The sequence below is a fragment of the Paenarthrobacter sp. NPDC056912 genome (assembly GCF_042786555.1).
Lineage (GTDB): Bacteria > Actinomycetota > Actinomycetes > Actinomycetales > Micrococcaceae > Arthrobacter.
In genome coordinates this window covers 23,074-46,690 of the sequence record NZ_JBHUCD010000002.1, presented here as the reverse complement: position 1 = coordinate 46,690, position 23,617 = coordinate 23,074, and the positions used below count along the sequence as shown (strand labels likewise).

Genomic DNA, 23,617 nt, shown 5'->3' with positions numbered 1-23,617 from the left:
CCACCACTAGCTGGCCCGCAACTTCAAGGGCCTGGACTGCTCACTTCGCGGATGATCCAGCAGTAACGAACGGACCGCAAGACACCAGCCCTTAGGCGAAGCTGTCTTCCTTGGCTTCTTCCGGCTGCCGCCTGATCAACGCGGTCAGGTGCGCCTGCTGCTGGCGGAAATGGCCGTGGGCGGTGAGGCCGAACTCGTAGGCCGACTCAGCATGCTGGGTGAGGTCCACACCGGTGACTTCGTGCTCGTGGGTGACGCGGAAGCCGATGGTCTTGTGGATGGCGCGGCCGATGATCAAGGTACCCAGTCCGGAGAGCGCAATAGTAATGAGAACGGCGACTGCCTGGGCTACGAGTTGCTGCAGTCCGCCGCCGTAGAGGAGGCCACCGCCGACGCCATCCACGGGCAGGGCGATGAAGCCCAGTGAGAGTGTGCCGATGACGCCTGCGCCGAAGTGCACGCCCACCACGTCCAGAGAGTCGTCGAAACCGAACTTGTATTTCAGGTCCACGAACACTGCACAGGCGGCGCCGGCCACCAGCCCCAGGCCGAGTGCTGCGAGCGGGCTGATGTTGGCACAGGACGGTGTGATGGCCACGAGGCCGGCAACCACACCGGACGCTGCGCCCAAGGACGTGGGGTGTCCGTGGCGGATCTTCTCCACCACGAGCCAGCTCAGCATGGCCGCCGCCGGAGTAACCAGGGTGTTGATCCAGATGAGGCCCGCCTGCTCCACGGTGGTGGCGGCTCCGCCGTTGAAACCGAACCAGCCGAACCAGAGGATGGCTGCGCCGATCATGATGAAGGGGACGTTGTGCGGACGGTGGCTGGGGTCCTTGGCGAACCCGTGACGCTTTCCCACGATCAATGCGAGGACGAAAGCGGCGGTTCCGGAGCTGACCTCAACCACTGCACCGCCGGCGAAGTCGATGACTTGCCCGAAGATTTCCGTGAGGGCACCGCCGGCGCTCATGAGGCCCCCGCCCCAGATCATGTAGGCCAGCGGGCAGTAGACCACAGTGACCCAGATGGGAACGAAGAGCGCCCAAGCACTGAATTTGGCGCGATCCGCGATAGCCCCGCTGATCAGGGCCACCGTGATGATGGCGAACGTCGCGGCGAAGCCGGCCTTGATCAGGTCCGGTGAACCCATCAGGTCTTGGAGGCCGAAATGCGCGAACGGGTTGCCGAACAGGCCAAGGAAGCCATCGCCGGTGGTCATTGAGTAACCCCAGAGAACCCACACCACGCCAACGATGCCTGCCGAAACGAAGCTCATCATGATCATGTTCAGGGCGGCTTTGGCACGTGTCATGCCGCCGTAGAACAGGCCGAGCCCCGGGGTCATGAATAGCACCATTGCCGATGACAACATCAGCCAGACGTGTTGCGCAGAGATCTCCACCTGCGTTCCCTTCTGATCAAGCCTGTCCGAAACGGGCCTTGAATATGTCCGGCCCTCGCTAGCCCCCCGATCAATATTCGGTGAGCTATGTTTCCGACTCAGAAGAGCTAAGTTGCAGCTAAGTTACAGAAATCCCACGCACGTGAAGATCACGTGACTGCCGTGTTTCGGGAATGTTAACGGCGCTTCTCGCGGACGCCGGCCGGGTATCCGCCGCGTCGGCTGGCGATGATGATCACCAAGGCGATCGCCGTGGGCAGCGCGGCAGCCAACGGTACCAATTGAGCGCCCACAGCGGTCAGGGCAAAGGCTCCATAGCCGGCCCCTACGGCGATCCCCAACTGGATGGTGACCACGGTGAGGCCGTTGGCGGCGTCCTTGTGTTCACCACCGGCGCGAAGGATGGCTGCCTGGTTGTATATACCGATGGCGCCAAAGGCGACTCCCCATGCGGTCATCAACGCGAACGCGCCCACCCACGTGCCGCCCAGCAGCGGCAGCAGGGCAAAGGTCAGCAGAAGAAGTACGACGGCGGCAATCACCGAGCGTCGCGGGCGGGAATCAGCGGTCAGCCCCGCAATCCAGATGCCCACCAGACTCGAAATTCCCACCACGGACAGCGAAAGGCTGGTGGCTGATTCCGGCAGTCCTGAGGCAAGGAGGAACGGTGCCACATAGGTGAAGAGTGTGAAGTGGGCCAGCAGCAGGAGCGGCCAGGCCGTGGCCACAGCGATTACTCCGGGCAGTTTGAGGGCCGCGCGCAGGGACGGGGTCTTGTGGCTGCCGGAATCATGGGCGCCGGGGAGGAGCCAGAAAGCAAGGAGGGCCAGGACCGCCCCCACTCCTGCCAGGACAATGAACGAGGCACGCCACGTCATGAGCGTGCCCATCAGAGTACCGATGGGCGCCCCGACAGCCAGTGCGATGCTGTTGCCGCTGAAGACAACCGCCATGGCCTTTCCGACGGAATGTGCCGGAACGATCCGCGCTACATAGGGGGCCATGCTGGACCACAGCATTCCGTGCGCCACCCCGCCAAGGAGCCGGGCCGCGATGGCCAGGCCCAGGTCCGGGCTCAGTGCCAGCAGGACATTGCTCAGGGCGAACGCCAGCACGGTGGCGATCAGCAGGGTCTTCCGTGGGATCCTGCCGGCGAGGAGCCTGGACAGGGGGAGCGCGGTGAAGACGATGACGGCCGCATACGCCGCGGTCAATGATCCCACGGCGGATTCATCCACCCCAAGGTCCCTGCTGATCTGCGGCAGCAGACCCGAGGGGAGGAGTTCTGTGGTCACGGCAGTGAATCCGGCGGCTGCAAGCACCAGGAGCCCGCCCCACGGGATCTTCTTGGGCTGAGGCGCGCCGGCTATCGGCATGGCTGCGCCGGGACGCACTGCAGTTCCGTCTACGGACGCCTCGGGCTCGTGTGTTCCGACGACGGCAGGGTCCTGCTTCAAAGACGGCTCCTCAGTGATGAATTGCGGGTGGCGGGTGTTTCCAACGCTACGCAGCGTAGAGCTGCTGAGGGAGTCTCTGTCAGAGACCCCCTTGGCTGGCAACGCACTTTGAAAGCCAGGCATTCCTCCCGCAGACTGGGCCTGTGAAACCCTTCCTCTTGCTGGCCACCCGCGCCGAAGACGCCGCAGCCGACGACGAATACCAGGCCTACCTCCGGTACTGCGGCCTGGAACCGGAGGAACTGGTTCGAGTGCGGCTGGAAGCTGCTCCCTTGCCGCCACTGGAACTGTCCGACTATTCGGGCGTGATTGTGGGCGGCAGCCCATACACATCCAGTGATCCTGTGGAGGAGAAGAGTGACGCCCAGCTGCGGGTGGAGGCGGAACTCTCCGGGTTGCTGGACCGCATCGTTGCCCGGGACTTCCCGTTCCTGGGGGCTTGCTACGGCGTCGGGACCCTGGGTGTCCACCAAAGGGCCACCATCGACCGCCGATTCGGAGAACCCGTTGGCCCCACGGAGATCACGTTGACCGCCGAAGGGGAGCGCGACCCCATGCTCAAGGGAATGCCCCGCACGTTCGAGGCATTCGTCGGGCACAAGGAAGCTTGCAGCAAACTGCCCGCGAACGCAGTGCTGCTGGCGAGTTCCGCTGCCTGCCCGGTGCACATGTTCCGGATCAAGAGCAACCTCTACGCCACACAGTTCCACCCCGAACTGGACGCTGACGGCCTCATCACGCGCATCAACATCTACAAGAATTCCGGCTACTTCCCACCCCACACCGCAGATCAGCTGATCGAAACGGCCAGGCAGTCATCGGTGACCGAGCCTATGCGGGTCCTGCGCAACTTCACTGAGCTTTACGCGCGCTAGTCGGACACGTTGCGAGGCCTGTTCTGCGCGCCAAACACGAGCGATGGCGCGCAGAGCGGGCCCCGCAACGCAGAACGCCCGACGCCGGATGCCGCCGTCGGACGTCAACGTCACCTGGGGCGCGGCTACCGTCGCGGTACTGACGGCGTGGGGTTGACCGGCGCGGGTGGGGGAGCAGGTGAGGGGAAGGGACCGCTCGGGTAGAGAGCGGTAGCCTCCATCATGTAGTTGGCCCACTGCGGCCCGGCAATCATGTAGCCGTCCAAGGACTTGTAGAACTTGCCGTTGATGGTGACGTTTTGTCCGGCGCGCTGCTGGCCCGCCGTCGTATCTCCAAAGAACGATGCCGTGGCGAGCGCCGTGGTGAAGCCGGCCACCCACGTGGCCCCGTTGTTGTTGGAAGTGCCGGTCTTGGCGGCAACGGGGACCTGGCTCTGGACCTTGGGATTGATATACACGCCCGAGCCCATCTTCAGCACGTCCTGAAGGACCGCGTTGACGCCCCGGGCGACGGTTGGTTTCACGGCATCCCGGCATTCCGGCGTCTGGGCATCGAACTTCCTGCCCTGGGCGTCGCTGATTTCCAGGATGGCGATGGGTTTGCAGTAGGTGCCATCATTCGCGAAAGTGGCGTAGGCGCTGGCCAGGACAAGTGGAGCGACCCCGATGGACCCCAGCAGGTTGCCGATCTGGTGCATGTTCACCGGAGCGTTGTCGAGTCCGCTGTGGAGTCCAACGGTGTCCACCATTTTCTGGATGCCGCAGAAGTCCAACTGCGCAGCCGTGGCGAACGTGGCGGTGTTGATGGAGTTGTAGAGGCCGTAGTTGATGGGCATCGCGCGGTAGTAACCCACATCGTTGTTTTGAAGGTCGTCATCTGCACCCAGGTTGGCGTTCTTTTGCGCGGTGCTGTAGCCGCCCAGAACCCGGCCGCAGCTATCGCGCCACGGGAAGCCCACGGGGTACACGCGGCGGGAAGCATCCACCACGGCCGTTGGGTTCTTGCCCTCGTTGAGCCACTCGGCGTAGATGAACGGTTTCATGGTGGATCCAGGCTGGAATCCGCCGGCGCCGTTGAGGTCGTAGCCGTTCTCGTCCTTGGCATCGACGTTGAAGTTCAATTGGGTGTCGAACTTCCCATCCTCGGGTACGAACACGGTGTTCTGGGCCATCGCCAGGATCTTTCCGGTGCCGGGCTGCACCGTGGTCATAGCAGCGCCCCATTTGTCCGGGTTGTCGCCGGCTGAGGCATCCACCTGTGCCTGGGCGGCCGCTTGGAGCCTGCTGTCCAACGTGGTGGTGATGGTGAGGCCGCCGCGGTACAGCAGCCGTTCACGTTCGTTGACCGTGGAGCCGTAGGCCTCGTTGTTGAGGATGAGGTGGGAGACGTAGTCGCAGAAGTAGGTGGCGATCGCGGCCCCGGCGCAGCCTTGCCGTGAGGGCGAGATGTCGAGTTCCACCGGCGTCGCTACAGCTACCCCGTGGTCCACGGCGGTGATCTTGCCTTGTTCCAGCATCCGGTCCAGGACAAGGTTGCGCCGGGCGAGTGCGGCGTCGGGGTCCACCGTGGGGTCGTAGATGCTCGGGCCGTTCACCAAACCGGCCAAGAGGGCGGCCTGCGGCAAGGTCAAATCCATGGCGGAGGTACTGAAGAAGTAGCGCGAAGCGGCCTCGATGCCGTACGCGTTGCGGTTGAAAAACACGATGTTCAGGTAGCCCTCAAGGATCTGGTCCTTGCTGAAACGCTTCTCCAGTTCCAAGGCGAGTTTGACCTCACGGAGTTTGTCTCCCATGGTCTTCTGGCCGCTGAGCACCACGTCCTCCGGGCGTCCCTCGGAGAGCCGGGATTCGTTGAGCACGTTGGTGACGTATTGCTGCGTCAGCGTGGAAGCGCCTTGCCGGGTGCCCTTGGTCAGGTTCGAACTCAGGGCCCTGATGATGCCCTGCGCATCCACGCCCGCATGCTCGTAGAAACGGTTGTCCTCGATGGCAACGATCGCCTCGCGGATGAACGGGGACATCTCATCCAGCGGGACTTTCACCCTGTTCTCGGCGTAGAACGTGGCGATGTGTTGACCGTCCGCGCTCACCACAGTGCTGGACAGGGACGGTGAATCCACGTCCAGCTGGCTGGGCAGGCTTTCGTAGAAACCGATGGATCCGCCCACAGTGGTGCTGGTGAAAGCGACCACGGGGACTACCAGGCCGGAGATCAGCACCCCGCAGAGAGTGCTCACTACGAAGAATCCGAGAACCCTCAGGAGGGCCTTGCCAAGACCGAACCGTGGACCCTTTTTCTGTGCCATGTTGTGCCATCCTGTCGTGATGCCAGGCTGCAAAGTAGCTACAGAATACGTCCGGTGTGGCTGCTGATCCATGGTTTGGGAGCCGGAAATGGTCCCAACTCGGACTCAATCCAGCGGCAGCGTGACCCTCACACTGGTGCCCCGCCCAACGGTGGAGTCGATCTCGACTGTGCCGCCGGCGTCGTGCACTGCGATCGACATCAGCAGCAATCCGAAGCCATGCCGCCGGCCACTGGGTGCGGCGTGGATTTCGAAACCATCGCCGTCATCTGTGATGGTGAGCTGGATGCCGTGGTAAACGGCGTTGAGGCGGACGGTAAGCTCGCTGGCCTCGGCGTAGTTCAAGGTATTGCTGAAGGTTTCCTGCGCCACGTGGTAGAGGAGCGCCGCGGCGGCGGAAGAGATCTCGATGCCATGGTGGGGCGTGTACCAATTGACTGTCACACCTGCACGTCGGAGGGGCGCTGCGAGCCTGTCGATGCACCCGGCCACACCCAGGGCGTGGAAATCCACGGGGTGCTGATCCTGGATGATGCCCTTGACGGACACCACCTCGCTTAGGGCTGCTGACTGGTCCATTGCTACCCCCACCTCATTGTGTTCTTGCTGAATATTCGACGCCAAATCCCTGGTGGATTGGTGCTTCGTCTGCTTCCAGCGTGGCGCCGCAATATCAAGGAACCTTTTCGATTGGCTCAATTTCCCATCAAGTTTGCGGAGTCGCCTTGTGTTGCGTGGTGAGGCGTGGTGCGCACGGAGATTCTGCTGGATCATCCGGCCGGTCTCCCACCGGAAACCCGGATTCCCGGGTGCCCAGCAGTGCGACGTGCCGAATGATCCAGCAGGGAGAAATCTAGCGGCGGCCCGGCCCCTGTGCCTGGGTGTACTGGCCCGCGGTCACGGTGCCCTGTTCCTCTGCACCGTCGATGGAACCGGTAGTCAGTCCGGCCTTCGCGTCGGCGCTGCCGCCCGTGTAGACCGTGTAGCTCTGGCCCGCAGTGATCGCCGAGGACGAGAACACCAGGGATGCAATGGTCTTGGTGGTCACGAACGTGGCAACCACGGCCCCGGACGAGTCAACAACGTGGACCGGAGTTCCAGCACCCACGGATGAGTTGAAGGCCACCTGCACACCGGACTGCGTTGACGACGTTCCCGGTGTCACGGCCATTCCGGCGCTGCCGGCTGCCGCCACGGTGCCACCAGAAACTGTGAGCTCACCATTCACGTCGAGTGCGCCGTTGCCATCGTTGGTGGGTCCGTTGACTACAACGGTGCCGCCGGAGATGGTGGCATTTCCGTTGGAGTCCAGTCCGTCGCCCTGTGAATTGATGGTCAGGGTGCCGCCCGAAACTTCCACGGTGTAGTCGCCAACGGTCTCGCCGCCACCCATACCGCCTCCCATTCCGCCGCCCGGGGCGGCACCGGTGTCAGTGCTGGTTGATGAACCGCCGGACGCGTTGACGCCGTCATCGTTGGAAGTAACCGAGGTGTCGCCACCGGAAATCAGGATGTGCTGGGCTTCGAGGCCTTCCTCGGACTTGGCAATGGTGACTGTTCCGCCCTTGACGGATAGCGTGTTGAAGGCCTTCACGCCGTCGTCGCCGACGTTGACAGTGAGGGCTCCGCCGCTGACCAGGAGCCATCCCCGGCCTTCGTCCGTCTCGTTGTCAGCCTTGACGCCGTCCCCGCCGGCGGTCACCTGGTACGCGCCGTCCAGGAGGACTGTGTAGTCCTTGCCGCGGATGCCGTCGTCCACTGCGTCTACCGTCACCTTGCCCGATGCCAGCACCAGGCCGTCCTTGGAGACGATGCCGTCGTTGTACTTGCCGTTGACGTTCAAGGAACCCGGGCCGGCGATGGTCAGGTCAGCCATGGAATAGAGGGCGGCGTTAGGGGCGTCGTCGCCTTGGTCCGAGTAGGCGGTGGCATCGGTCAGCGTGTTGGTGCTGCCGTCCTCCAAGTACACGATCGCTTCATCGGCGCTCTGGACCACGAACGGGGAACCGGTCGAATTGCCCAGCTCCACGCCGTCCAGGATGATCCGGACCGTGTCCGAGTCTCCAGCGGCCACCACGATCTGCCCGTCGCTCAGTGATCCGCTGAGGCGGTAGGTTCCGGCAGCGCTGATAGTGACGGTGTTGCCGTCAACCGCCACACCGGTGGAGGACGACGACGTCACTTTGCTGCCGCCGTCGGACAGGCTGATTGCCACCTCGGAAGCGGCGTCCCACGTGAGGTCGTCGCTGTCGTAGTGGGTGTCTTCCTCGATGGTGGCGGCGGTGACGGCCTGCTGGGTGGTTGTGGTGGTGGACGTGCCCGTGGTCCCGGTGGATGTGGAGCTCGTGGCGGCGGTGGAGCAGCCGGCCAGGGAGATAGCCAGGGCGACGGCGGCAACGGAAAGGGACGTGCGGAAGGAGCGCATGGTTGATTCCTTGGTCTGTGGAGGGAAAGTCAGTGGATGGGGCGCAGCGGCATACGGCGCCGAAGTGTTTGGTTCCAGCGGTTGGCAGGCAGCTCGGGATGGAGGGCCGCCATGCCAGTGGCGAACTTGGAGATGCGGCTCGGCCGGACACCGTTTGCCCACAAATGCCTGTCCAGTGGGCCGGGTGCGGAACCGGATTTCGTCTCCACCACCACGGCGCCATCAAGGACCCATGGCTGGCCATCCGGCCGTTGCCATGTGACCTCTGAATCAATGGTGGCGCGGCTCCCGGACTCGGGGAGGTACAAAGTGGTGCGGTCGTAGCGGGTGGACAGGACTGGCTGCAGCGTGCCGAACGTGACGTCGCCGATCGCTGCAGTGAGCGTCTCATTGACGTATGCCAGCCCTTCGTCGGTCAAGCGGTCGCGGTCGCACAGCTCGTAGGGAATCCGTTCCTTGACGGTGGCCTCGCGTGCGCCTTCGGTCTTGACCTCGAGGAAGCTCACGGCGCTGTCCACGTAGGTTCGTGTGCGGATCTTGAACCTCCGGCGTCGGCCGTGGGCGGCCAGCATGTAACTGTCCAATTCGGGGGTATCGAAGTAGACGGAGTCGTAGTCGAACGTACGGTTCCCGTCCATTTCAAGGACGCGGGCCTCACTGCTGAAGGTGGACAGTATCCGCCTCGCCGTGGCCGACGGCACAAGATACTTGCGGTCTACCCGAGTCAGCAATGCGGCTTCCGTGGTGAGTTCTTCAAGCCCGACGGCGGGCAGTTGGCTCAGCTGCGGGATGATCGGTTCGGCGTCGACGCGGCTCACGCTACACCGGCCGAGGTAGGCAGGGACGGCTGGGACTGTACCGCGTGCTGGGACTGTACGGGCAGTTCCTGCGGCGCCGGGGTCAGCGCGCCTGCCGGCTGGTCGAAACCAAGCTGCGAGTGCCGGGGCTGGGGCGGGCGTACCGCATACCGGACATCCACAATCGTCTTGTCGTTCACCAGGTCCAGCTCTTGGATGGTGGCCGAGTGGACGGTGCCGTTGAGGACTTCCTCGAGCCTGGCATACAGCTCGGGTTCGCTGTTGATGGCCCGGTCCAGCACCACTGTCTGGTGGCGGTACGCAGGAAGCACCCGGGGGTTGTCGCCCACGAACATCACCAGGAGGACCAATGCCATGAGGGACAGCGTCAGCCAGAGCGGCTCGACGCCGATGCCCGCAATCAAACCCAGGGCCAGTGCGGAGAAGTAGTAGGCAACCTCATGCTGGGCAAGCTCGGTCGACCGGAGCCGGATGATGGAAAGAACACCGAACAGGCCAAGTCCCAAGCCGACACCCGCGGCCGAACCCGACAACGCAGTGGCCACGGCCAGGACGCCAACGTTCATGCCGAGGTAGGAAACCACGAGGTCACGGCGCCGGTGCCGGCGGAGGTAGAGGGCGAGCGTCAGGATGGTGATGGCGGCTAGGTCCGCGGCCATGAGGATGATGGTGTTCATCGGATTCTCCGGAATCTGTTGGTGGGCTGGTTTCCACGATTCCCGGTCCAGCTGTGCTGAAACTGTGTCGGGACCAAGGCTGGGATATGACTTTCGACGGCGGCCGGTTCGGTTGCGAGCGCAGTCACCGGCGTCGTGGGCACGGCCTCATAGGCGCGGGTCTTGCGGGCGAACAGGAAACGGTGCTGCACTGCATAGCTGATGCCCAGCAACGCTGCCTCGGTGAGGAGTTTGGCGGGCAAGTCCGGAACGGATATCGATGTGAGTGCCCAAATGGCGGTGTAGTTGGCGGCCAGCAGGACCAGGACCAGGGCCACGTAACCTGTGGCGGCTGAGCGCAGGGATGTGTCCCTGCCGTGCTCGAACACCAGCCGGCGGTTGACCATGAAGTTCACTGCAGCACTGACGGCCCTGGCTCCGAGCACCGCAACCAGCAGCGAATCCGTGAGCCCGATCAGGACCATGAACATCACCATGTCCACCAGAAAGGCTGAGAAGGACGATCCGAGGAACTTCAGCAACGGTGCGTAGATCCGGATGGAGTCAGCCACCGGCCGGAAGTGGGAGCCGGCATTGTCATTCAGGTACACGGTGGCGATCCCGACGCTTTCGATCCCGTAGCCGGCCTGCTTCGCCTCGAGCAACAGGTTCAGCTCGTACTCGTACCGCTGGCCCCGGACGCTCAGCAACCAGGGGATCATGTCCGCTTTGTAGCCCCGCAACCCCGTTTGCGTATCGGAAATCCGTTGCCCTGTGGCGAGCCGGTACAACCATCGGGTCACTGAGTTGCCGAACCTGCTCCGGGCCGGAACGTCGCCGGTGAAGGCCCGGCTGCCGAGAACCATGGACGCCGTGACGGCCCGCACGCGGTCGCCAACGGCCAAGATGTCCGCCACGCCATGCTGTCCATCGCTGTCGGCACACACGACGTCGTGGCCGGGGAACCGCTCGGCGATGAACGCGAAGCCGCTCTTGAGCGCGTGCCCCTTGCCGCCGTTCACGGCGTAGCTGAGCACATGGCACCCAAGCCCCTCGACGGCGTCGAACGTGTCCTGGTAGTCCGGTCCGGAGCCGTCATCCACCACCACGATGCTCAGCCACGGATCGGCTTGCTGGATGGTGAGGACAAGATTGATGAGCTGGTGGTCCGGCTCGTAGGCCGGTATCAGGATGATCATGACTGGGCGATGTAGAGGATGTCGGAGGTGCCGCGCTCTTTGTTTTCGCCGAGCGGATTGTTCACCAAGGACCCGTTGAAGTACATGGTGGACGAGCCGCCGCCGTCGATGTTGTACGCGGTGGTGGCCCCAAGGTCCTTCATGATCTGGGCGAGGCCGGTCATGGTGACGCCGGCGCTGTAGCCGGGGCTGCGGCCGTCCACCACCACGAACACCAGGTGGTTCTGGTCGATCACCCCGATGGCCGTTCGCGGCTGCTCGCCCTGGATGGAGTGGTTGCCGAAATTCGTATCCACCTCGATGTCCTCGATGCCGGCCGCGATCTCGCCGTTGTCCAGCAGGGAAGGCCCGAACGAGAGGGTGTTCCACACGCCGTCGGCGATCAACTGCTCAGCGGTAGTGGTGGTCTCGTCGTAGACCTTGACAGTGCCGTCCGTGTAGAACGCCAGGCCCTGCCGCGCGCCTTCGTCCCTGTACACCACACCGTTGCGGATCACTATGCCCGTGTCCCGGAAACCGTAGTAGTCACCGTTGACGGCGAAGATCGCGTTGTGGTCCTGGGCGATCGCGGAGGTGTTTTCCGTGATGTTCTCGCCGTACGTATCCTCGGCGAACGCGGACTTCAGCGTGGTGGCGTCATCAAGCACGACGTCGGCAACGTAGTAGGTAACGGTATCGTCGCCGCTGCCTGTGGTCACCGTGGAGATGGTGACGCTGGTGTCGCCGGAGGTGTAGGAAGTGTCGGTGACTACGGCGCTCGCCGACGTGTCAGCGGAAGTCTCATCCGACGTCGTGGTTGTTCCGGCCTGGCTGGCTTCGTACTCCGAGACGTTGGTGATTTGTGCGTGCGGGATCACGAAGCGGTCGAGTGCCCAGGCTGCGGCACCCCCGGCAGAGAGAGTGACCGCCAGAACGGCGGAGATCACGGCGCGCCGTGTCCGGCCGCCCTTACGGTGTTCTGTCTGTTGAGGAGTCATGCTCCATTTCTACGGAGCGAGGCTACGCCGGAGGTTTGCCCCGCATATGCGTGGGCTGTGAAGGTTCAGCCATTGCTGTGACCGGCTTCCAGTGCGGCTTCCTCAATGCGGTATCGGTGTGCCGCCCACTCCTCCGACGTGCGGGGCGAGACGTTGGGATCGCCCGGTCTCTGTCCCGCTGAGCCGTCGATGAGCTCCCGAATGATATCTGCGTGCCCGGCGTGGCGGGCGGTCTCAACGCACATGTGTACAAGGATTCGGTGGAGCGTCACATTGTGTTTGTCCTCCGACCACCAGGGCACGATGCCCGGTGCGTCCAATGGCAGGGACTCGATGGTCTCGTCGCTGTGCTTGGCGGAGAAGTGGTGCAGTTCGATGATCTGTGCGCGGCTCTCCGAGGCCGGCACCCACATGTCGGCATCGCGCTCAGCGGATGATTCCAACCACGCCAAGTCCAGCCCGCTCGGACGTCCGAATGTCTCGCCAAAATACCCCAGCTCCACGCTGGCCACATGCTTCACCAGGCCCAACAAGTTGGTTCCCGTGGGAGTCATGGGGCGTCGGGCATCGTACTCGGTCAGCCCGTCCAGTTTGCCGAGGAGATCCGCCCTGCGGAGCCGCAAGTAGCTGAGCAACGTTGCTTTGTCATCCATGCCTTGCACTCTATCGAAGGCGACCGACAACCAGATCGCGGGAACAACGCGGGATCGCCGGAACGCTCCAGCGACGTGGCAGCGTTCCCGGGGTCCTTGCACGTTTCCCGCGATTTGGCGGTACTGCTTTATTCCTCCTTTCCAGCTCGCGTTGACTACAACGCAAGCCAGTGGAGGGCCCGGCCAAAGGATGCCGGACTAAGCCCATCCACCAGTGTTAGGAGCAACTCCTTGTCACTACAATTCCCGCGCAGGACCCTGCTTCAGGGCGCCGGCGCTCTTTCGCTTGCGGCCATGGTGAGCTCCATGTTCGCCCAGACTTCGTGGGCATCCGAAGAACCCGGTGCCGCGGAATTCGCAGCGTTGCGAAACCGCTGGGTGGACCAGATCACCGGCCGCACCGTCATCCAGGCCGGGGACGCGGACTTCGCCAATGCCGTGACGGCACTGAACAAGAAGGCGGCCGACTCACTGGCCAAGCTCAACCGTGAGCCCGCCCGGACGTCGGTTTTCACGGATTTGTCGTTCGCGAAGGACGCGGACATGGTCACCACCTACACGCGCCTGTCCCAGCTCGCCACGGCCTGGGCCACGCCTACGGCGGCAGTGTTCGGGGATGCCGCAGTGCTGGCGGACATCAAAGCCGGCCTGGCTGATGCGAACGCCCTTTGCTACAACGACGCCAAGGAAGAGGCAGGCAACTGGTGGTCATGGGAAATCGGCGTGCCCCGGGCCTTGGCTGATGCGATGGTCTTGCTTCACGGCGAACTGTCCGCCGCCGAGATCCAGGCCTACTCGGCGGCAATTGACCACTTTGTCCCAGATCCGTGGCTGCAGTTCCCGCCCAAGCGCGGCAAGATCACGTCCGTGGGCGCAAACCGCGTAGACCTGTGCCAGGGAATCATCATCCGGTCCCTGGCCGGAGAAGACACCGCCAAGCTTCAGCACGCCATCGCCGGGTTGAGCCAGGTATGGCAGTACGTCACCAGCGGGGATGGCATCTTCCGGGACGGCTCCTTCATCCAGCACAGCACCACGCCTTACACGGGCTCGTACGGAGTGGTGCTGCTCAATGGGCTGTCCAAACTGTTCGCACTGCTTGGCGGTACGGGTTTCGAAGTCACAGACCCATCGCGCAGCATCTTCTTTGATGCCGTAGAGGGATCCTTTGCACCGCTGATAGTGAACGGCGCCATGGCAGATTCGGTCCGGGGCCGGAGCATCAGCCGTGAAGCGAACACCGGCCACGACCTCGCGGCCACCAGCATCGAGGCCATCTTGCTCCTGGCCCGTGCCATGGACAGCGCCACGGCCGCCCGATGGCGGGGTCTCTGCGCCGGGTGGATCACCCGCAATACCTACCGCCCCATCCTCGCCGGAGCCAGCGTGCCCCGTACGGCCCTGGTGAAAGAGTTGCTGGCGGCCGGCGTGACGCCGGTGGCGGAAGCTCCCGGCCACCGGCTCTTCCCGTCGATGGACCGCACCATGCACCGGGGGAGCGGTTGGGCGTTGGCGCTCTCCATGGCCAGCAACCGCATCGCCTGGTACGAATGCGGCAACGGGGAAAACAACCGGGGCTATCACACAGGGTCCGGCATGACCTACTTCTATACAGCAGACCTCGGCCAATACGATGACGCCTTCTGGGCGACGGCCAACTACAACCGCCTGCCCGGGACCACCGTGGACACCACACCCCTGCCGGACAAGGTGGAAGGCGAATGGGGGGCCGCCGTCCCCGCGAACGAATGGACAGGCTCCACCGCGCTAGGTGAGGTTGCCGCCGTCGGACAACATCTGGTGGGACCGGGCCGCACAGGCCTGTCGGCCCGGAAGTCCTGGTTCGTCAGCGGCGAGGTCACCGTCTGCCTCGGCGCCGACATCACCACCGGCTCGGGAGCCACGGTGGAAACCATCCTTGACCACCGCAATCTCCACCAAGGCAGCAATACACTCACGACGGCGTCGGGCACCATCGCGGCAACGGCCGGGAACGCTGTGGTTCTCAGCGACGATCGCTGGGTCCACCTGGAAGGGTTCGGCGGCTACGCGGTCCTGGACTCCTCCCCGCTGACAGTACTCCGGGAGAGCCGCTCAGGAAGCTGGTCGGGAGTGAATATCAACGGCAGCACCACTGTCAAGCAGCGGAATTTCGCCACGATCTACCTGGACCACGGTGCGGGTGCCGGCGCCAAGGACTACGCCTACGTAGTGGCCCCGGGTGCCTCGGTAAATGATTGCCAAAGGCTCGCAAAGGGCAACAAATACTCGGTGATCCGCAATGATTCCACGGCCCAGTCCGTGGAGTTCAAGGCCGGGAAGACCACGGCAGCAACCTTCTGGAAAGCCGGAACGGCAGGGGACCTTGGCGCCTCGGGCCCGGCATGCGTGGTGTTCTCCAGGCATGGCAATGTGCTCAGCCTGGCCATCAGCGAACCGACGCAGAAGGCTGCAGGCATCACCCTGACGCTGCCGGAAGGGACGTGGTCCAGCGTGCTGGAAGGCGCCGGTGCCTTGCTGGGGACCGATGCCGCGGGCAAGACAACGTTGACGCTGGACACCGCGGGGCTTGCCGGCCAAACACGGATGGTGAAGCTCCGCCGCTAGAGCAACGTTGCGGGGCCCGTTCTGCGTGGCAATTCGCCACCATAGGGGGCAGAGCGGGCCTCACAACGCGCTAGAGGTTCCGGACCAACTTGGCCCCGCAGGAGTCACGCACCACGATCCTTGGCCTCAACCGGACTTGGTACAGCGGGCAGGCATCGCCCTCGGTCAACCGGCGCAACAGGACGTCGGCGGCCATGACGCCGAGGCGGTGCTTGGCGGGGGAGACTGCGGTGAGGGGGATCTGGGCGAGGTCGGCCATCTCGTCGTCGTAGGAAACCAACGCAAGATCTTCCGGCACTCGGATCCCGCGGCGGGATGCGGCCCCTTCCAGCAGCGCAGCTTCCCTGTCGCCGAACACCAAGGCCGCCGTGGCACCGCTCCCCGCCAGGAGTTCGAACATGTGCTCGGCCTGGTCGGCTTCCCACTCCGGCTTGGTGGCGCTGAACGCCATGGTGACGTGCCCGTCGGTCTTCAATCCCAACGCCGCGACGGCGGCCGCATACCCTGCGATCACGGCGGCCTGGGTTGGGTTGCTGCTGCGTGCGGCCTCGTTCGCCCGTGTCAGCAGCCCGATCTTTCGGTGACCCAAACGGTGAAGGTGCATGACGGCGTCGTACGCTCCGCCCTGGTGATCCGAACAGACGTGTTCGGTCCGGTCTCCTGGCCCCAAATCATCCAGGCTCCGCTCCAGCAGGACAACCGGTACGGGCAGGGCCATGAGCTCGGCAACGCGCTGTTGGGGGTTGTCCAAACCGGTCAGCGTCGGCACCAGGATGAGCCCGTCCACCCCGGCGTCCAACAGGAAGTCGATGCTGGCGTTCTCCCGGGTGAAGTCATAGTGGTAGGTGGAAAGCTGCAGGCTCGCGCCGCGCGCGGAGAGGTGTTCCTCGATGCCCTGGAGGACCTGCGGATAGTAGAGCTGGGTATCTGGCAGCAGGACGCCGATCACGTAGCGGGAGCGCTTCTGCGAACGCTGCGGCGCGGCCACGAAACTGCCGGCGCCCTGCCGCCGGACCACGAGCCCTTTGTCCACCAGGTCCTCGAACGCCCGCCGCACCGTAGTCAGCGAGAGGCCGGTTTCCAGGGACAGTTGCTGCTCGGTAGGCAGCTTGGTGCCTACCGCCCAGGTCCCGGCCAGGATGCCGCGTCGAAGGTTGTCGCTGAGGTTCTGGAACTTCAGGTTCTGCTTGGCGGTGTCCCGGATGGCCGACGAGGCGGGCTCGGCCTGGAGCGCTTCGAGATTGTTCCTTGGCATGATCCAACTCCACGTCTGAACTGATGATTCCTCCCATCTTGCCTCAGAATTTAGGGAGTATTTAGAGAGTAATTGACGCAGTTGTTGAGTATTTCGGGAATGCTCATTGATTCCTCGCCTCCAGGCTGAGTAGCAATGAAGGGTGCCCAACCACAAGCCCAACATCATCTTCATTCTCAGCGACGACCAAGGCGCCTGGGCCTTGGGGTGCGCCGGAAACCCCGAGATCCGCACGCCCCACCTAGATGCCTTGGCCGCTCGCGGAACGCGGCTGGAGAACTTCTTCTGCGTCTCGCCCGTCTGCTCGCCGGCCCGTGCCAGCCTCATGACGGGGGATATTCCCTCGCGCCACGGAGTGCACGACTACTTGGCGGGCGTCGAAACCGGGCCGGCCGCGGTGGACTTCCTGCAAGGCCAACGGCTGTTCACGGATGACCTCGCCGACGCCGGTTACCGCCTCGGCCTTTCGGGCAAATGGCACCTGGGCGCCAATGACGTTCCGAGGAAAGGCTTCAGCCATTGGTTTGCGCTGGAGGGTGGCGGCAGCCCTTATGACCGGTCAGTGATGCACACGTCCGACGGCGGCAGCAGCCGCCGCGAACTCGTCACCGAATACTTGACGGACGCGATTACCCGCGATGCCCTGGGCTTTATCAATGAGGCCTCGCAAGAACCCGAACCCTTCTTCCTGGCCCTCAACTACACAGCCCCTCACAAGCCATGGAAAGGGCAGCACCCACCCGAATTTGAGGAGCTCTACAGGGACTGCGGGTTCACCAGCTGCCCGCAGGAACCGCTCCACCCGTGGACCCCCACAGTGGACGGCGTCCCGATCGGTGGCGAAGCGGACGTGCGCGCTGCGTTGGTGGGGTACTTCGCCGCGGTCAGTGCCATGGACGCGGGCATCGGGAGTGTCCTGTCCCGTCTCGAAGAGCTGGACATCCTGGAGGACACGCTCGTGGTCTTCAGCAGCGACAACGGCTTCAACTGCGGCCATCACGGCGTATGGGGCAAGGGCAACGGGACATTCCCCCAGAACGTCTATGACTCCTCGGTCAAAGTCCCTGCAATCTTCGCGTTCCCGGGCCGGATCAAGGAAGGGGTTGTCCTGCCGGAACTGCTGTCCGCCTACGACGTTGCCGCCACCGTGCTGGAACTCGCAGGCCTGGACGCCGGGCCTTTCGAACGCGGGCCAGGACAGTCTTTCGCGGTGCTGCTGCGCGCGCTCCCGGACGCTACTGCGACAGGCGCCCTCAAGAACCCCGACGACGGCGGTCAGCCCGCCGCCGCCGGGGAACGCGCCGTCGTGGTCTACGACGAATACGGCCCGGTCCGGATGATCCGCAGCGCTGAATGGAAGTACGTGCACAGGTACCCGCATGGTCCCCACGAACTTTACGATCTTGTGGCCGACCCGAACGAACAGGACAACCTTGTCCACGAAACGGCCCACGCGGTCCGTGTCGCCGGTATGAGGAGGCAACTTTACGAATGGTTCCAGCGCCACGCCGCCCCAGGACTGGACGGCAGCGGGCTCCCGGTGGCCGGGGCGGGCCAGACAACGCCCGTGCTCGTCGACCCGCTGGGGGCTTTCACTCCACCCAATTGGGACGGCGCGGGCGCAGCTGGCAGCTCCTCTTAGGGAACTTCGCTGAGCGTCAGTTCGGCGTTCATCCCATCTGGCACCACAGTCTCTCCGGTCCTGGCAGCCGCGTAGGACGCCAGGACCACTTCAACGATGTGCCGGGCGTGGTCCACGCTGACTTTCGGTGTGCCGCCGTCGAGCACTTTGATGAAGTCCTGCAACTGCAGGAAGAAGCCCTCTTGGATGTCCTCCGGCAGCGGCTCCCACACAGTACGTGTGGTGCCGTTGGCGCGGACCAGCGTTCCGTGATGCGGGCTGCAGGAAATAGTGCCGCGCTCGCACACGATGAGGACCTCGTCCATGCGCTGGGCGGCGTCGGAAACAACCACGACGCTGACGTGGACGCCATTGCGGAGCGTCAACGAGATGGCCCCGTCCGTTTCCACCGGAACGCCGAAGCGTTTCAGGGTGGAAGCATTGAGGGATTCAACAGGTGCGCCGCCGAACCAGATGGACCGGTCGAGGCAGTGGCCGCCGATGTTCATCAGTGCACCACCACCGGCCATGGCTTCGCTGAAGAACCAGTCCGGACGGGTTCCGGGGCGGTAGTCGGTGGTCCTGTAGTCGCGGATCATCAGGACCCGGCCAAGTTCGCCCCCGGCCAGCACATCCTCGGCCGCCAGCTTCTCCGGCAGGAAATGCTGGATCTGCCCGATCACCAGGGCCACCCCGGCATCCCGGCAAGCCTGGATCATGTGGTCGCAATCGGCCACGGTGGTGGCCATGGGCTTCTCCACCAGGACGTGCACGCCGTGTTCGGCAGCGGCCAGCACCATCTCCAGGTGCAGCGCGTGCGGGGTATTGATAATCACGGCGTCCAGGCCGGCTTCGCGGAACATGGCCAGGTAGTCGGTGTAGATCCGGGCACCCCGTGGTGAGGCCACCCTGTCTGCCGCATCCCGTTGCAGATCGCAGACCGCAGCCAGTTGGACATTGCTGATCCGCCCGGCCGATTCCGCGTGGAAGTGTGCCACGGCGCCCGCGCCGATGATTCCCAGTCGTATCAATTTTCCTCATTAGCTCGGAGCCGAAGCGCGGACATCACCGGTCCGCGCAGATCACCTTGATTGTTGGGGAGTCAAAAGGGAGGAATAAATGCCTAATCGGGGTGAACTGCCAGCCGGGGTCCGGTGGATGCAAGCGGAGTTCCGGAACAGTTGCCGAAACATTCGAAAGTACTCATTGAATCCTGCTTTCAGGAACTGTGAGAGTCGTCTCACCGAACCGCATCCGGCCGGTTCCCCCCTCACTTGAAAGGTGATCCCCATGGGCAAAACAGCCCGTCATCTTCGCCCGCTGGCCGTCCTGATCGGTGCAGCCCTGGCTATGTCCACGGCTGCCTGCGGCGGAGCCACCGAAGCCTCCACCGCTGCCGACGCCGTAGACATTTCCGGCTCCATTTCGGGGCAAACCATCAACTACTGGTCCATGTGGAAGGACGGTGAGCCCCAGCAGAAAGTCATCGCCGCAGCCATTGCCGACTTCGAAAAGGACACCGGAGCCACCGTCAGCGTCCAGTGGCAAGGCCGCAGCAACACGGAAAAACTCGTTCCCGCGTTGAACACCAATAACGTCCCGGACCTCGTGGACGGCACACTCGCAAAGCTCGCCCCCGTGATCGGCGAAACCGGCCAGGCAAGTCCGCTGACTTCCGTGTACTCGTACGAGGTTGACGGGAAAGCCGTCAGTTCACTGATTCCGGAGAAGTTCACCAGCAATGGTGTCTTCAAGGGAGAAGACGGCCAGCCGTGGATGGTGCCGTACAGCATCAGCTCTGACGGCATATGGTTCAACGCCGCCAAGCACCCCGAACTCAAGGCCAAGCCCCCTGCGACGTGGGATGAGTTCATTGAGGTCCTGGACAAGCTGAAAGCCAGTGGCGCAGCTCCGATCGCCGCGGACGGTGACATCGCGGGCTACAACTCCACGTGGTTCGTGACCGCGATGCTCCGGCTCAAGGGAGCCGGCAGTTTCAAGGCGCTTGTTGAGGACAAGTCCGGTGAAGGTTGGGACGACCCCGCGGTACTCGAAGCTGCCCAGAAAGTAGAGACCCTGGTCAAGGGCGGCTACCTCAACAGCGGCTACAACGCGAGCAAGTTCCCCGCACAGCAGCAGTTGTGGGCCAACGGCGACGCAGCCCTGATCCTCAACGGGTCCTGGACACCCACGGAAACGGGAACGTACGCAGCTCCCGGCTTCGATTACTCGTCCTTCCAATTCCCGTCGATAGGGGATAAACCAGCCAGCGCCCGCGTGGATTTCATCGGTTTCGCAGTTCCCGCCAAGTCCAAGAACCAGGTACCTGCCCAGCGGCTCGCTGCGTTCCTGCTCAGCGCCAAATACCAGGACGCGCTCGGAACGGAAGCCAAAGTGCTTCCGGTCCGGCCGGACGCGCCGGTTGCACCCGCCGTCGAATCCGTCAAAGCTGCCATCGACGCAGCACCGGCAACGCACCTGCAGAACGACGGCGTCACGTTCCCGGGCTACATGGAGAAGGTCTTCTTCCCCAAGGATGACGAGCTGTTCCTCGGCAAGACCTCGGCCACCGAGTTCATCGCCAAGATGAAGGCCGCCCAGATCCAGTACTGGAAGGACAACGGGTCATGACCATGAGCCTGAAGGAAACCCGGGCAGGCGAGGCTGGACCGGAAGGTCAGGCATCCCGGAATCCGGGCTCGCCGGGCAAGTCGCAACGCAGCTCGCCACGCAGCACCGGCGGCGGGGGAAGCTCCATTGACGTGCAGCGCAAGAAGCTGTTGGTTCCGTTCGTCGGTCCGGCGTTCGTCCTCTACACGGTCCTGTTTATCGTCCCGGCCCTAGGCGCCGTCTGGATCAGCCTCCATAAGTGGGCCGGCTCCGGACCCATGAAGTTCGTCGGGCTGGACAACTACGGCCGGATTTTCCGGGATCCGCTGTTTCTCTCGTCCTTCGGAAATACGCTGCTTCTGTTGTTCGTGGTGGGGGCGGCGATCTTTATCCTGGCCTTCGCCTTGACGCTGGTGCTCAGGGACATGGCCGGGAAGAAGATCGCCCGCAACGTCATCTTCTTCCCGCACCTCATCAACGCCTTGGTGTTCGGCGTCCTCGCCGGCTTCATCTTCAATCCAGGAGGAATGGTCAACAGCCTCCTGGCTCCCCTCGGAGTGACAGATCCGCCAAAGTGGCTTGCGCAGGACAACATCTTCCCGCTCATCATGGTCACCCTCGTGTGCACCACCACGGGCTACTTCACCACCATCCTGATGGCCGGCGTCGACCGTATCCCGCCCTACTACTACGAGGACTGTGCGCTGGCCGGCGCAACTGCCTTCCAACGGCTGCGCTACGTCATCCTGCCGCTGACCTGGGATGTTTTCGGTACCTGTGCGGTGCTGTGGACCATCTCGTCAGTAAAGATCTTCGAGATCGTATGGGTCTTCGGAGGTAGCTCCGGTGCAGGAGTTCCGCCCACGCAGAGCTGGACTGCCGCCGTGTACACCTACGTCAATGCCTTCTCCGGACAGTCAACGCCGGCCTATGGCGCTGCCACGGCATCCGCAGTGCTGTCCCTGGCACTGATCTCCGTCCTGGTTGTCCTGCTGCGACGCGCCATGCGCCGCGACGCCGTCGAGTTCTAGAGGAATGTCATGAGCGAATACAAACTGCTTGCACCCGTCGGTTCCCGGCCACGTTCCCGACGTCGACAGTCCGGGCGGGGGACAAGCCCGGCTTTGCGCGGGGAACGCAGCGTCCTCCGGGGAATTGGAGTCACACTGCTATGGCTGGTTGTCGCCATCAGCATCGCAGCCCTGGTGTGGATGGTGGCTCAGGCCTTCAGGGACACCCGAGCCATCCTGGATGACCCCTGGGGCGTGCCCACGTCCTTGGACTTCGGGAACTTTGTCCGCGCCTGGACGGTGGGCGACTTCGCCGTCGCAACGTGGAACAGCCTGCTGACCACTGTGGTCTCTTCAGTCCTGACGGTGGCCATCGCAGCACCGTGCTCGTACTACCTGAGCCGCGTGGACAACAAGCTGACCCGGGGACTGAGCCTGTACTTCATCCTGGGCCTGGGAATTCCCGCGCAGGTCATCCTGATCCCGCTCTTCGTCATGCTCAACAAGGTGTACCTCACGGACAGCATCATCGGGTTGAACCTCGTGTACATCGGCGTCTCCATGCCGTTCACGGTCTTCCTGCTGACCGCGTTCTTCCGCTCCCTCCCGTTGGAAATGGAAGAAGCTGCGGCCCTGGACGGGACCACGGCGTTCGGCACGTTCTGGCGGATCACCCTTCCCCTGGCGAAGGGAGGCATCCTCACAGCCTTCATCCTGCAGGTCATCTCGCATTGGAACGAGACATTGTTGGCACTGACACTCCTGCAGTCCACCGAGAAGTACACGCTGCCCGTAGCCCTGATTTCGTTCGTGCAGCAGCAGACGTATTCCGGGGCTGACTGGGGCGGACTGTTCGCCGGGCTCGTGATCGTGGTCTTGCCGATGCTCGTCATCTACGTCTGGCTGGGCCGGCGACTGACGGAAGGACTCACGCTCGGCATGGGCAAGTAGCCCTCGACGCCGGCGCTACCGCGGGCTCTTGTCGATGATGCAGAAGCGGTTGCCGTCAGGGTCCGCGAGGACCACGAAGTCCGGATCTTCCGGGTACAGGTCCCAGTCGACGTATTGGGCGCCGAGCTCAATGAGCCGGGCGATCTCGGCGGCCTGGTCATCGGCATAGAGATCCAGGTGGGTGCGGGGGTGGTCCTGTACTGGTGTTTCGCTGAGCATGAGGGCGAGTTGGGGCCCTGGCCCGGACGCCGGTACCAGGATCACCCAGGTGTCATCGCCTGGTTCGCGTGGGACGTAGCCCAATGCTTCGTGCCAGAACGTGGTGGCGCGGCCCATATCGTTCACCCCGAGGACAGTGCTGCCGATGCTCAACATCCGACCAGCCTAACTGCGGGTTGCCCGGCATGTCTTGTCCTTGGGCGAGCCCCAATGCCACAGTGAACCATGGCCACCGAAGAGGACGTCAGGAGAATCTGCCTGGACATGCCGGGCGTCAGCGAACGCTTAAGCTGGGGGCAGCCGGCGTGGTTCGCCAAGACCCTCATGGCACGCATCTGGGAAGACGGGGTTGTCACCGTCAAGACCGATGAACGCGAAGCGCTCGCAGCCATGGAACCGGATACCTATTTCTGGACGCCGCATCACGAGCAATCCCCCAAGCTGCTGCTGATCCGGCTGGAGGGGATCGACATGGACGAGCTCGACGAACTGCTGCAGGAGTCGTACAGGATCGCCGGCGCCCCCGGCCGCCGTCGCTGAGTTCGCCGGAAACGCGCGAAATCGCCGGAAGCT

General features: G+C 63.7%; 20 protein-coding genes. 7 read left to right on the top strand and 13 right to left on the bottom strand.

The window, feature by feature from the left end; translation table 11 throughout:
- Positions 1-91: 91 nt before the first annotated feature.
- Both ACFRJ9_RS02210 and ACFRJ9_RS02205 read right to left on the bottom strand, forming a co-directional pair.
- Entirely contained in the window at positions 92-1,405 is a 1,314-nt protein-coding gene (locus ACFRJ9_RS02210; protein ID WP_377663951.1) for an ammonium transporter, read from the bottom strand.
- A gap of 176 nt (positions 1,406-1,581) precedes the next feature.
- Entirely contained in the window at positions 1,582-2,862 is a 1,281-nt protein-coding gene (locus tag ACFRJ9_RS02205) for an MFS transporter (protein WP_377663949.1), read from the bottom strand.
- Positions 2,863-3,005: 143 nt separating this feature from the next.
- Between ACFRJ9_RS02205 and ACFRJ9_RS02200 the strand changes: the two genes are divergently transcribed.
- Positions 3,006-3,737 (top strand): glutamine amidotransferase, encoded by a 732-nt coding sequence (locus tag ACFRJ9_RS02200; protein ID WP_377663947.1) that lies wholly within the window; start codon positions 3,006-3,008, stop codon positions 3,735-3,737.
- 125 nt (positions 3,738-3,862) lie between these two features.
- Here the strand turns inward: ACFRJ9_RS02200 and ACFRJ9_RS02195 are convergent, their stop codons facing one another.
- The 8 genes from ACFRJ9_RS02195 to ACFRJ9_RS02160 all read right to left on the bottom strand — a co-directional run bounded on the left by ACFRJ9_RS02195 (position 3,863) and on the right by ACFRJ9_RS02160 (position 12,771).
- The gene (locus tag ACFRJ9_RS02195; protein ID WP_377663945.1) at positions 3,863-6,043 is read right to left on the bottom strand and encodes a transglycosylase domain-containing protein; all 2,181 of its coding nucleotides are present in this window, start codon (positions 6,041-6,043) and stop codon (positions 3,863-3,865) included.
- A gap of 105 nt (positions 6,044-6,148) precedes the next feature.
- The gene (locus tag ACFRJ9_RS02190) at positions 6,149-6,622 is read right to left on the bottom strand and encodes a sensor histidine kinase (protein WP_377663943.1); all 474 of its coding nucleotides are present in this window, start codon (positions 6,620-6,622) and stop codon (positions 6,149-6,151) included.
- 274 nt (positions 6,623-6,896) lie between these two features.
- A complete protein-coding gene (locus tag ACFRJ9_RS02185; RefSeq protein ID WP_377663941.1) occupies positions 6,897-8,468 on the bottom strand; it encodes a carbohydrate-binding domain-containing protein in 1,572 nt (523 codons plus the stop codon).
- 29 nt (positions 8,469-8,497) lie between these two features.
- On the bottom strand, positions 8,498-9,286 hold the full coding sequence (locus tag ACFRJ9_RS02180; protein ID WP_377663939.1) for a polyphosphate polymerase domain-containing protein: 789 nt from the start codon (positions 9,284-9,286) through the stop codon (positions 8,498-8,500).
- The gene (locus ACFRJ9_RS02175; RefSeq protein ID WP_377663937.1) at positions 9,283-9,963 is read right to left on the bottom strand and encodes a DUF4956 domain-containing protein; all 681 of its coding nucleotides are present in this window, start codon (positions 9,961-9,963) and stop codon (positions 9,283-9,285) included. Before ACFRJ9_RS02175 ends, ACFRJ9_RS02180 begins: the two co-directional genes overlap by 4 nt.
- The gene (locus tag ACFRJ9_RS02170) at positions 9,960-11,141 is read right to left on the bottom strand and encodes a GtrA family protein (RefSeq protein WP_377663935.1); all 1,182 of its coding nucleotides are present in this window, start codon (positions 11,139-11,141) and stop codon (positions 9,960-9,962) included. The genes ACFRJ9_RS02175 and ACFRJ9_RS02170 overlap by 4 nt, the downstream gene beginning before the upstream one ends.
- On the bottom strand, positions 11,138-12,118 hold the full coding sequence (locus ACFRJ9_RS02165) for a phosphodiester glycosidase family protein (protein WP_377663933.1): 981 nt from the start codon (positions 12,116-12,118) through the stop codon (positions 11,138-11,140). The genes ACFRJ9_RS02170 and ACFRJ9_RS02165 overlap by 4 nt, the downstream gene beginning before the upstream one ends.
- Before the next feature lie 65 nt (positions 12,119-12,183).
- Complete coding sequence (locus ACFRJ9_RS02160; protein ID WP_377663931.1) at positions 12,184-12,771, bottom strand: DinB family protein; 588 nt, start codon at positions 12,769-12,771, stop codon at positions 12,184-12,186.
- Positions 12,772-13,002: 231 nt separating this feature from the next.
- Here ACFRJ9_RS02160 and ACFRJ9_RS02155 point away from each other — a divergent pair, with 231 nt between their 5' ends.
- The gene (locus ACFRJ9_RS02155) at positions 13,003-15,378 is read left to right on the top strand and encodes a polysaccharide lyase 8 family protein (RefSeq protein WP_377663929.1); all 2,376 of its coding nucleotides are present in this window, start codon (positions 13,003-13,005) and stop codon (positions 15,376-15,378) included.
- 70 nt (positions 15,379-15,448) lie between these two features.
- On the opposite strand, the gene ACFRJ9_RS02150 is transcribed toward ACFRJ9_RS02155, so the two are convergent.
- Complete coding sequence (locus tag ACFRJ9_RS02150; RefSeq protein WP_377663927.1) at positions 15,449-16,633, bottom strand: substrate-binding domain-containing protein; 1,185 nt, start codon at positions 16,631-16,633, stop codon at positions 15,449-15,451.
- 142 nt (positions 16,634-16,775) lie between these two features.
- Here ACFRJ9_RS02150 and ACFRJ9_RS02145 point away from each other — a divergent pair, with 142 nt between their 5' ends.
- On the top strand, positions 16,776-18,275 hold the full coding sequence (locus ACFRJ9_RS02145) for a sulfatase-like hydrolase/transferase (protein WP_377663924.1): 1,500 nt from the start codon (positions 16,776-16,778) through the stop codon (positions 18,273-18,275).
- Here the strand turns inward: ACFRJ9_RS02145 and ACFRJ9_RS02140 are convergent.
- On the bottom strand, positions 18,272-19,285 hold the full coding sequence (locus tag ACFRJ9_RS02140) for a Gfo/Idh/MocA family protein (protein WP_377663922.1): 1,014 nt from the start codon (positions 19,283-19,285) through the stop codon (positions 18,272-18,274). The two genes, ACFRJ9_RS02145 and ACFRJ9_RS02140, sit on opposite strands and share 4 nt — an antisense overlap.
- 259 nt (positions 19,286-19,544) lie before the next feature.
- Here ACFRJ9_RS02140 and ACFRJ9_RS02135 point away from each other — a divergent pair, with 259 nt between their 5' ends.
- The 3 genes from ACFRJ9_RS02135 to ACFRJ9_RS02125 are packed head-to-tail and all read left to right on the top strand — an operon-like array spanning position 19,545 to position 22,825.
- On the top strand, positions 19,545-20,885 hold the full coding sequence (locus tag ACFRJ9_RS02135) for an ABC transporter substrate-binding protein (RefSeq protein ID WP_377663920.1): 1,341 nt from the start codon (positions 19,545-19,547) through the stop codon (positions 20,883-20,885).
- The gene (locus ACFRJ9_RS02130) at positions 20,882-21,895 is read left to right on the top strand and encodes a carbohydrate ABC transporter permease (RefSeq protein WP_377663918.1); all 1,014 of its coding nucleotides are present in this window, start codon (positions 20,882-20,884) and stop codon (positions 21,893-21,895) included. Before ACFRJ9_RS02135 ends, ACFRJ9_RS02130 begins: the two co-directional genes overlap by 4 nt.
- Positions 21,896-21,904: 9 nt before the next feature.
- On the top strand, positions 21,905-22,825 hold the full coding sequence (locus ACFRJ9_RS02125) for a carbohydrate ABC transporter permease (RefSeq protein WP_377663914.1): 921 nt from the start codon (positions 21,905-21,907) through the stop codon (positions 22,823-22,825).
- 15 nt (positions 22,826-22,840) lie between these two features.
- Here the strand turns inward: ACFRJ9_RS02125 and ACFRJ9_RS02120 are convergent, their stop codons facing one another.
- Positions 22,841-23,200, bottom strand: coding sequence for a VOC family protein (locus tag ACFRJ9_RS02120; RefSeq protein ID WP_377663912.1), 360 nt, complete (start codon positions 23,198-23,200; stop codon positions 22,841-22,843).
- A gap of 69 nt (positions 23,201-23,269) precedes the next feature.
- Between ACFRJ9_RS02120 and ACFRJ9_RS02115 the strand changes: the two genes are divergently transcribed.
- Complete coding sequence (locus tag ACFRJ9_RS02115) at positions 23,270-23,584, top strand: MmcQ/YjbR family DNA-binding protein (protein ID WP_377663910.1); 315 nt, start codon at positions 23,270-23,272, stop codon at positions 23,582-23,584.
- The last annotated feature ends 33 nt before the right edge of the window (positions 23,585-23,617 follow it).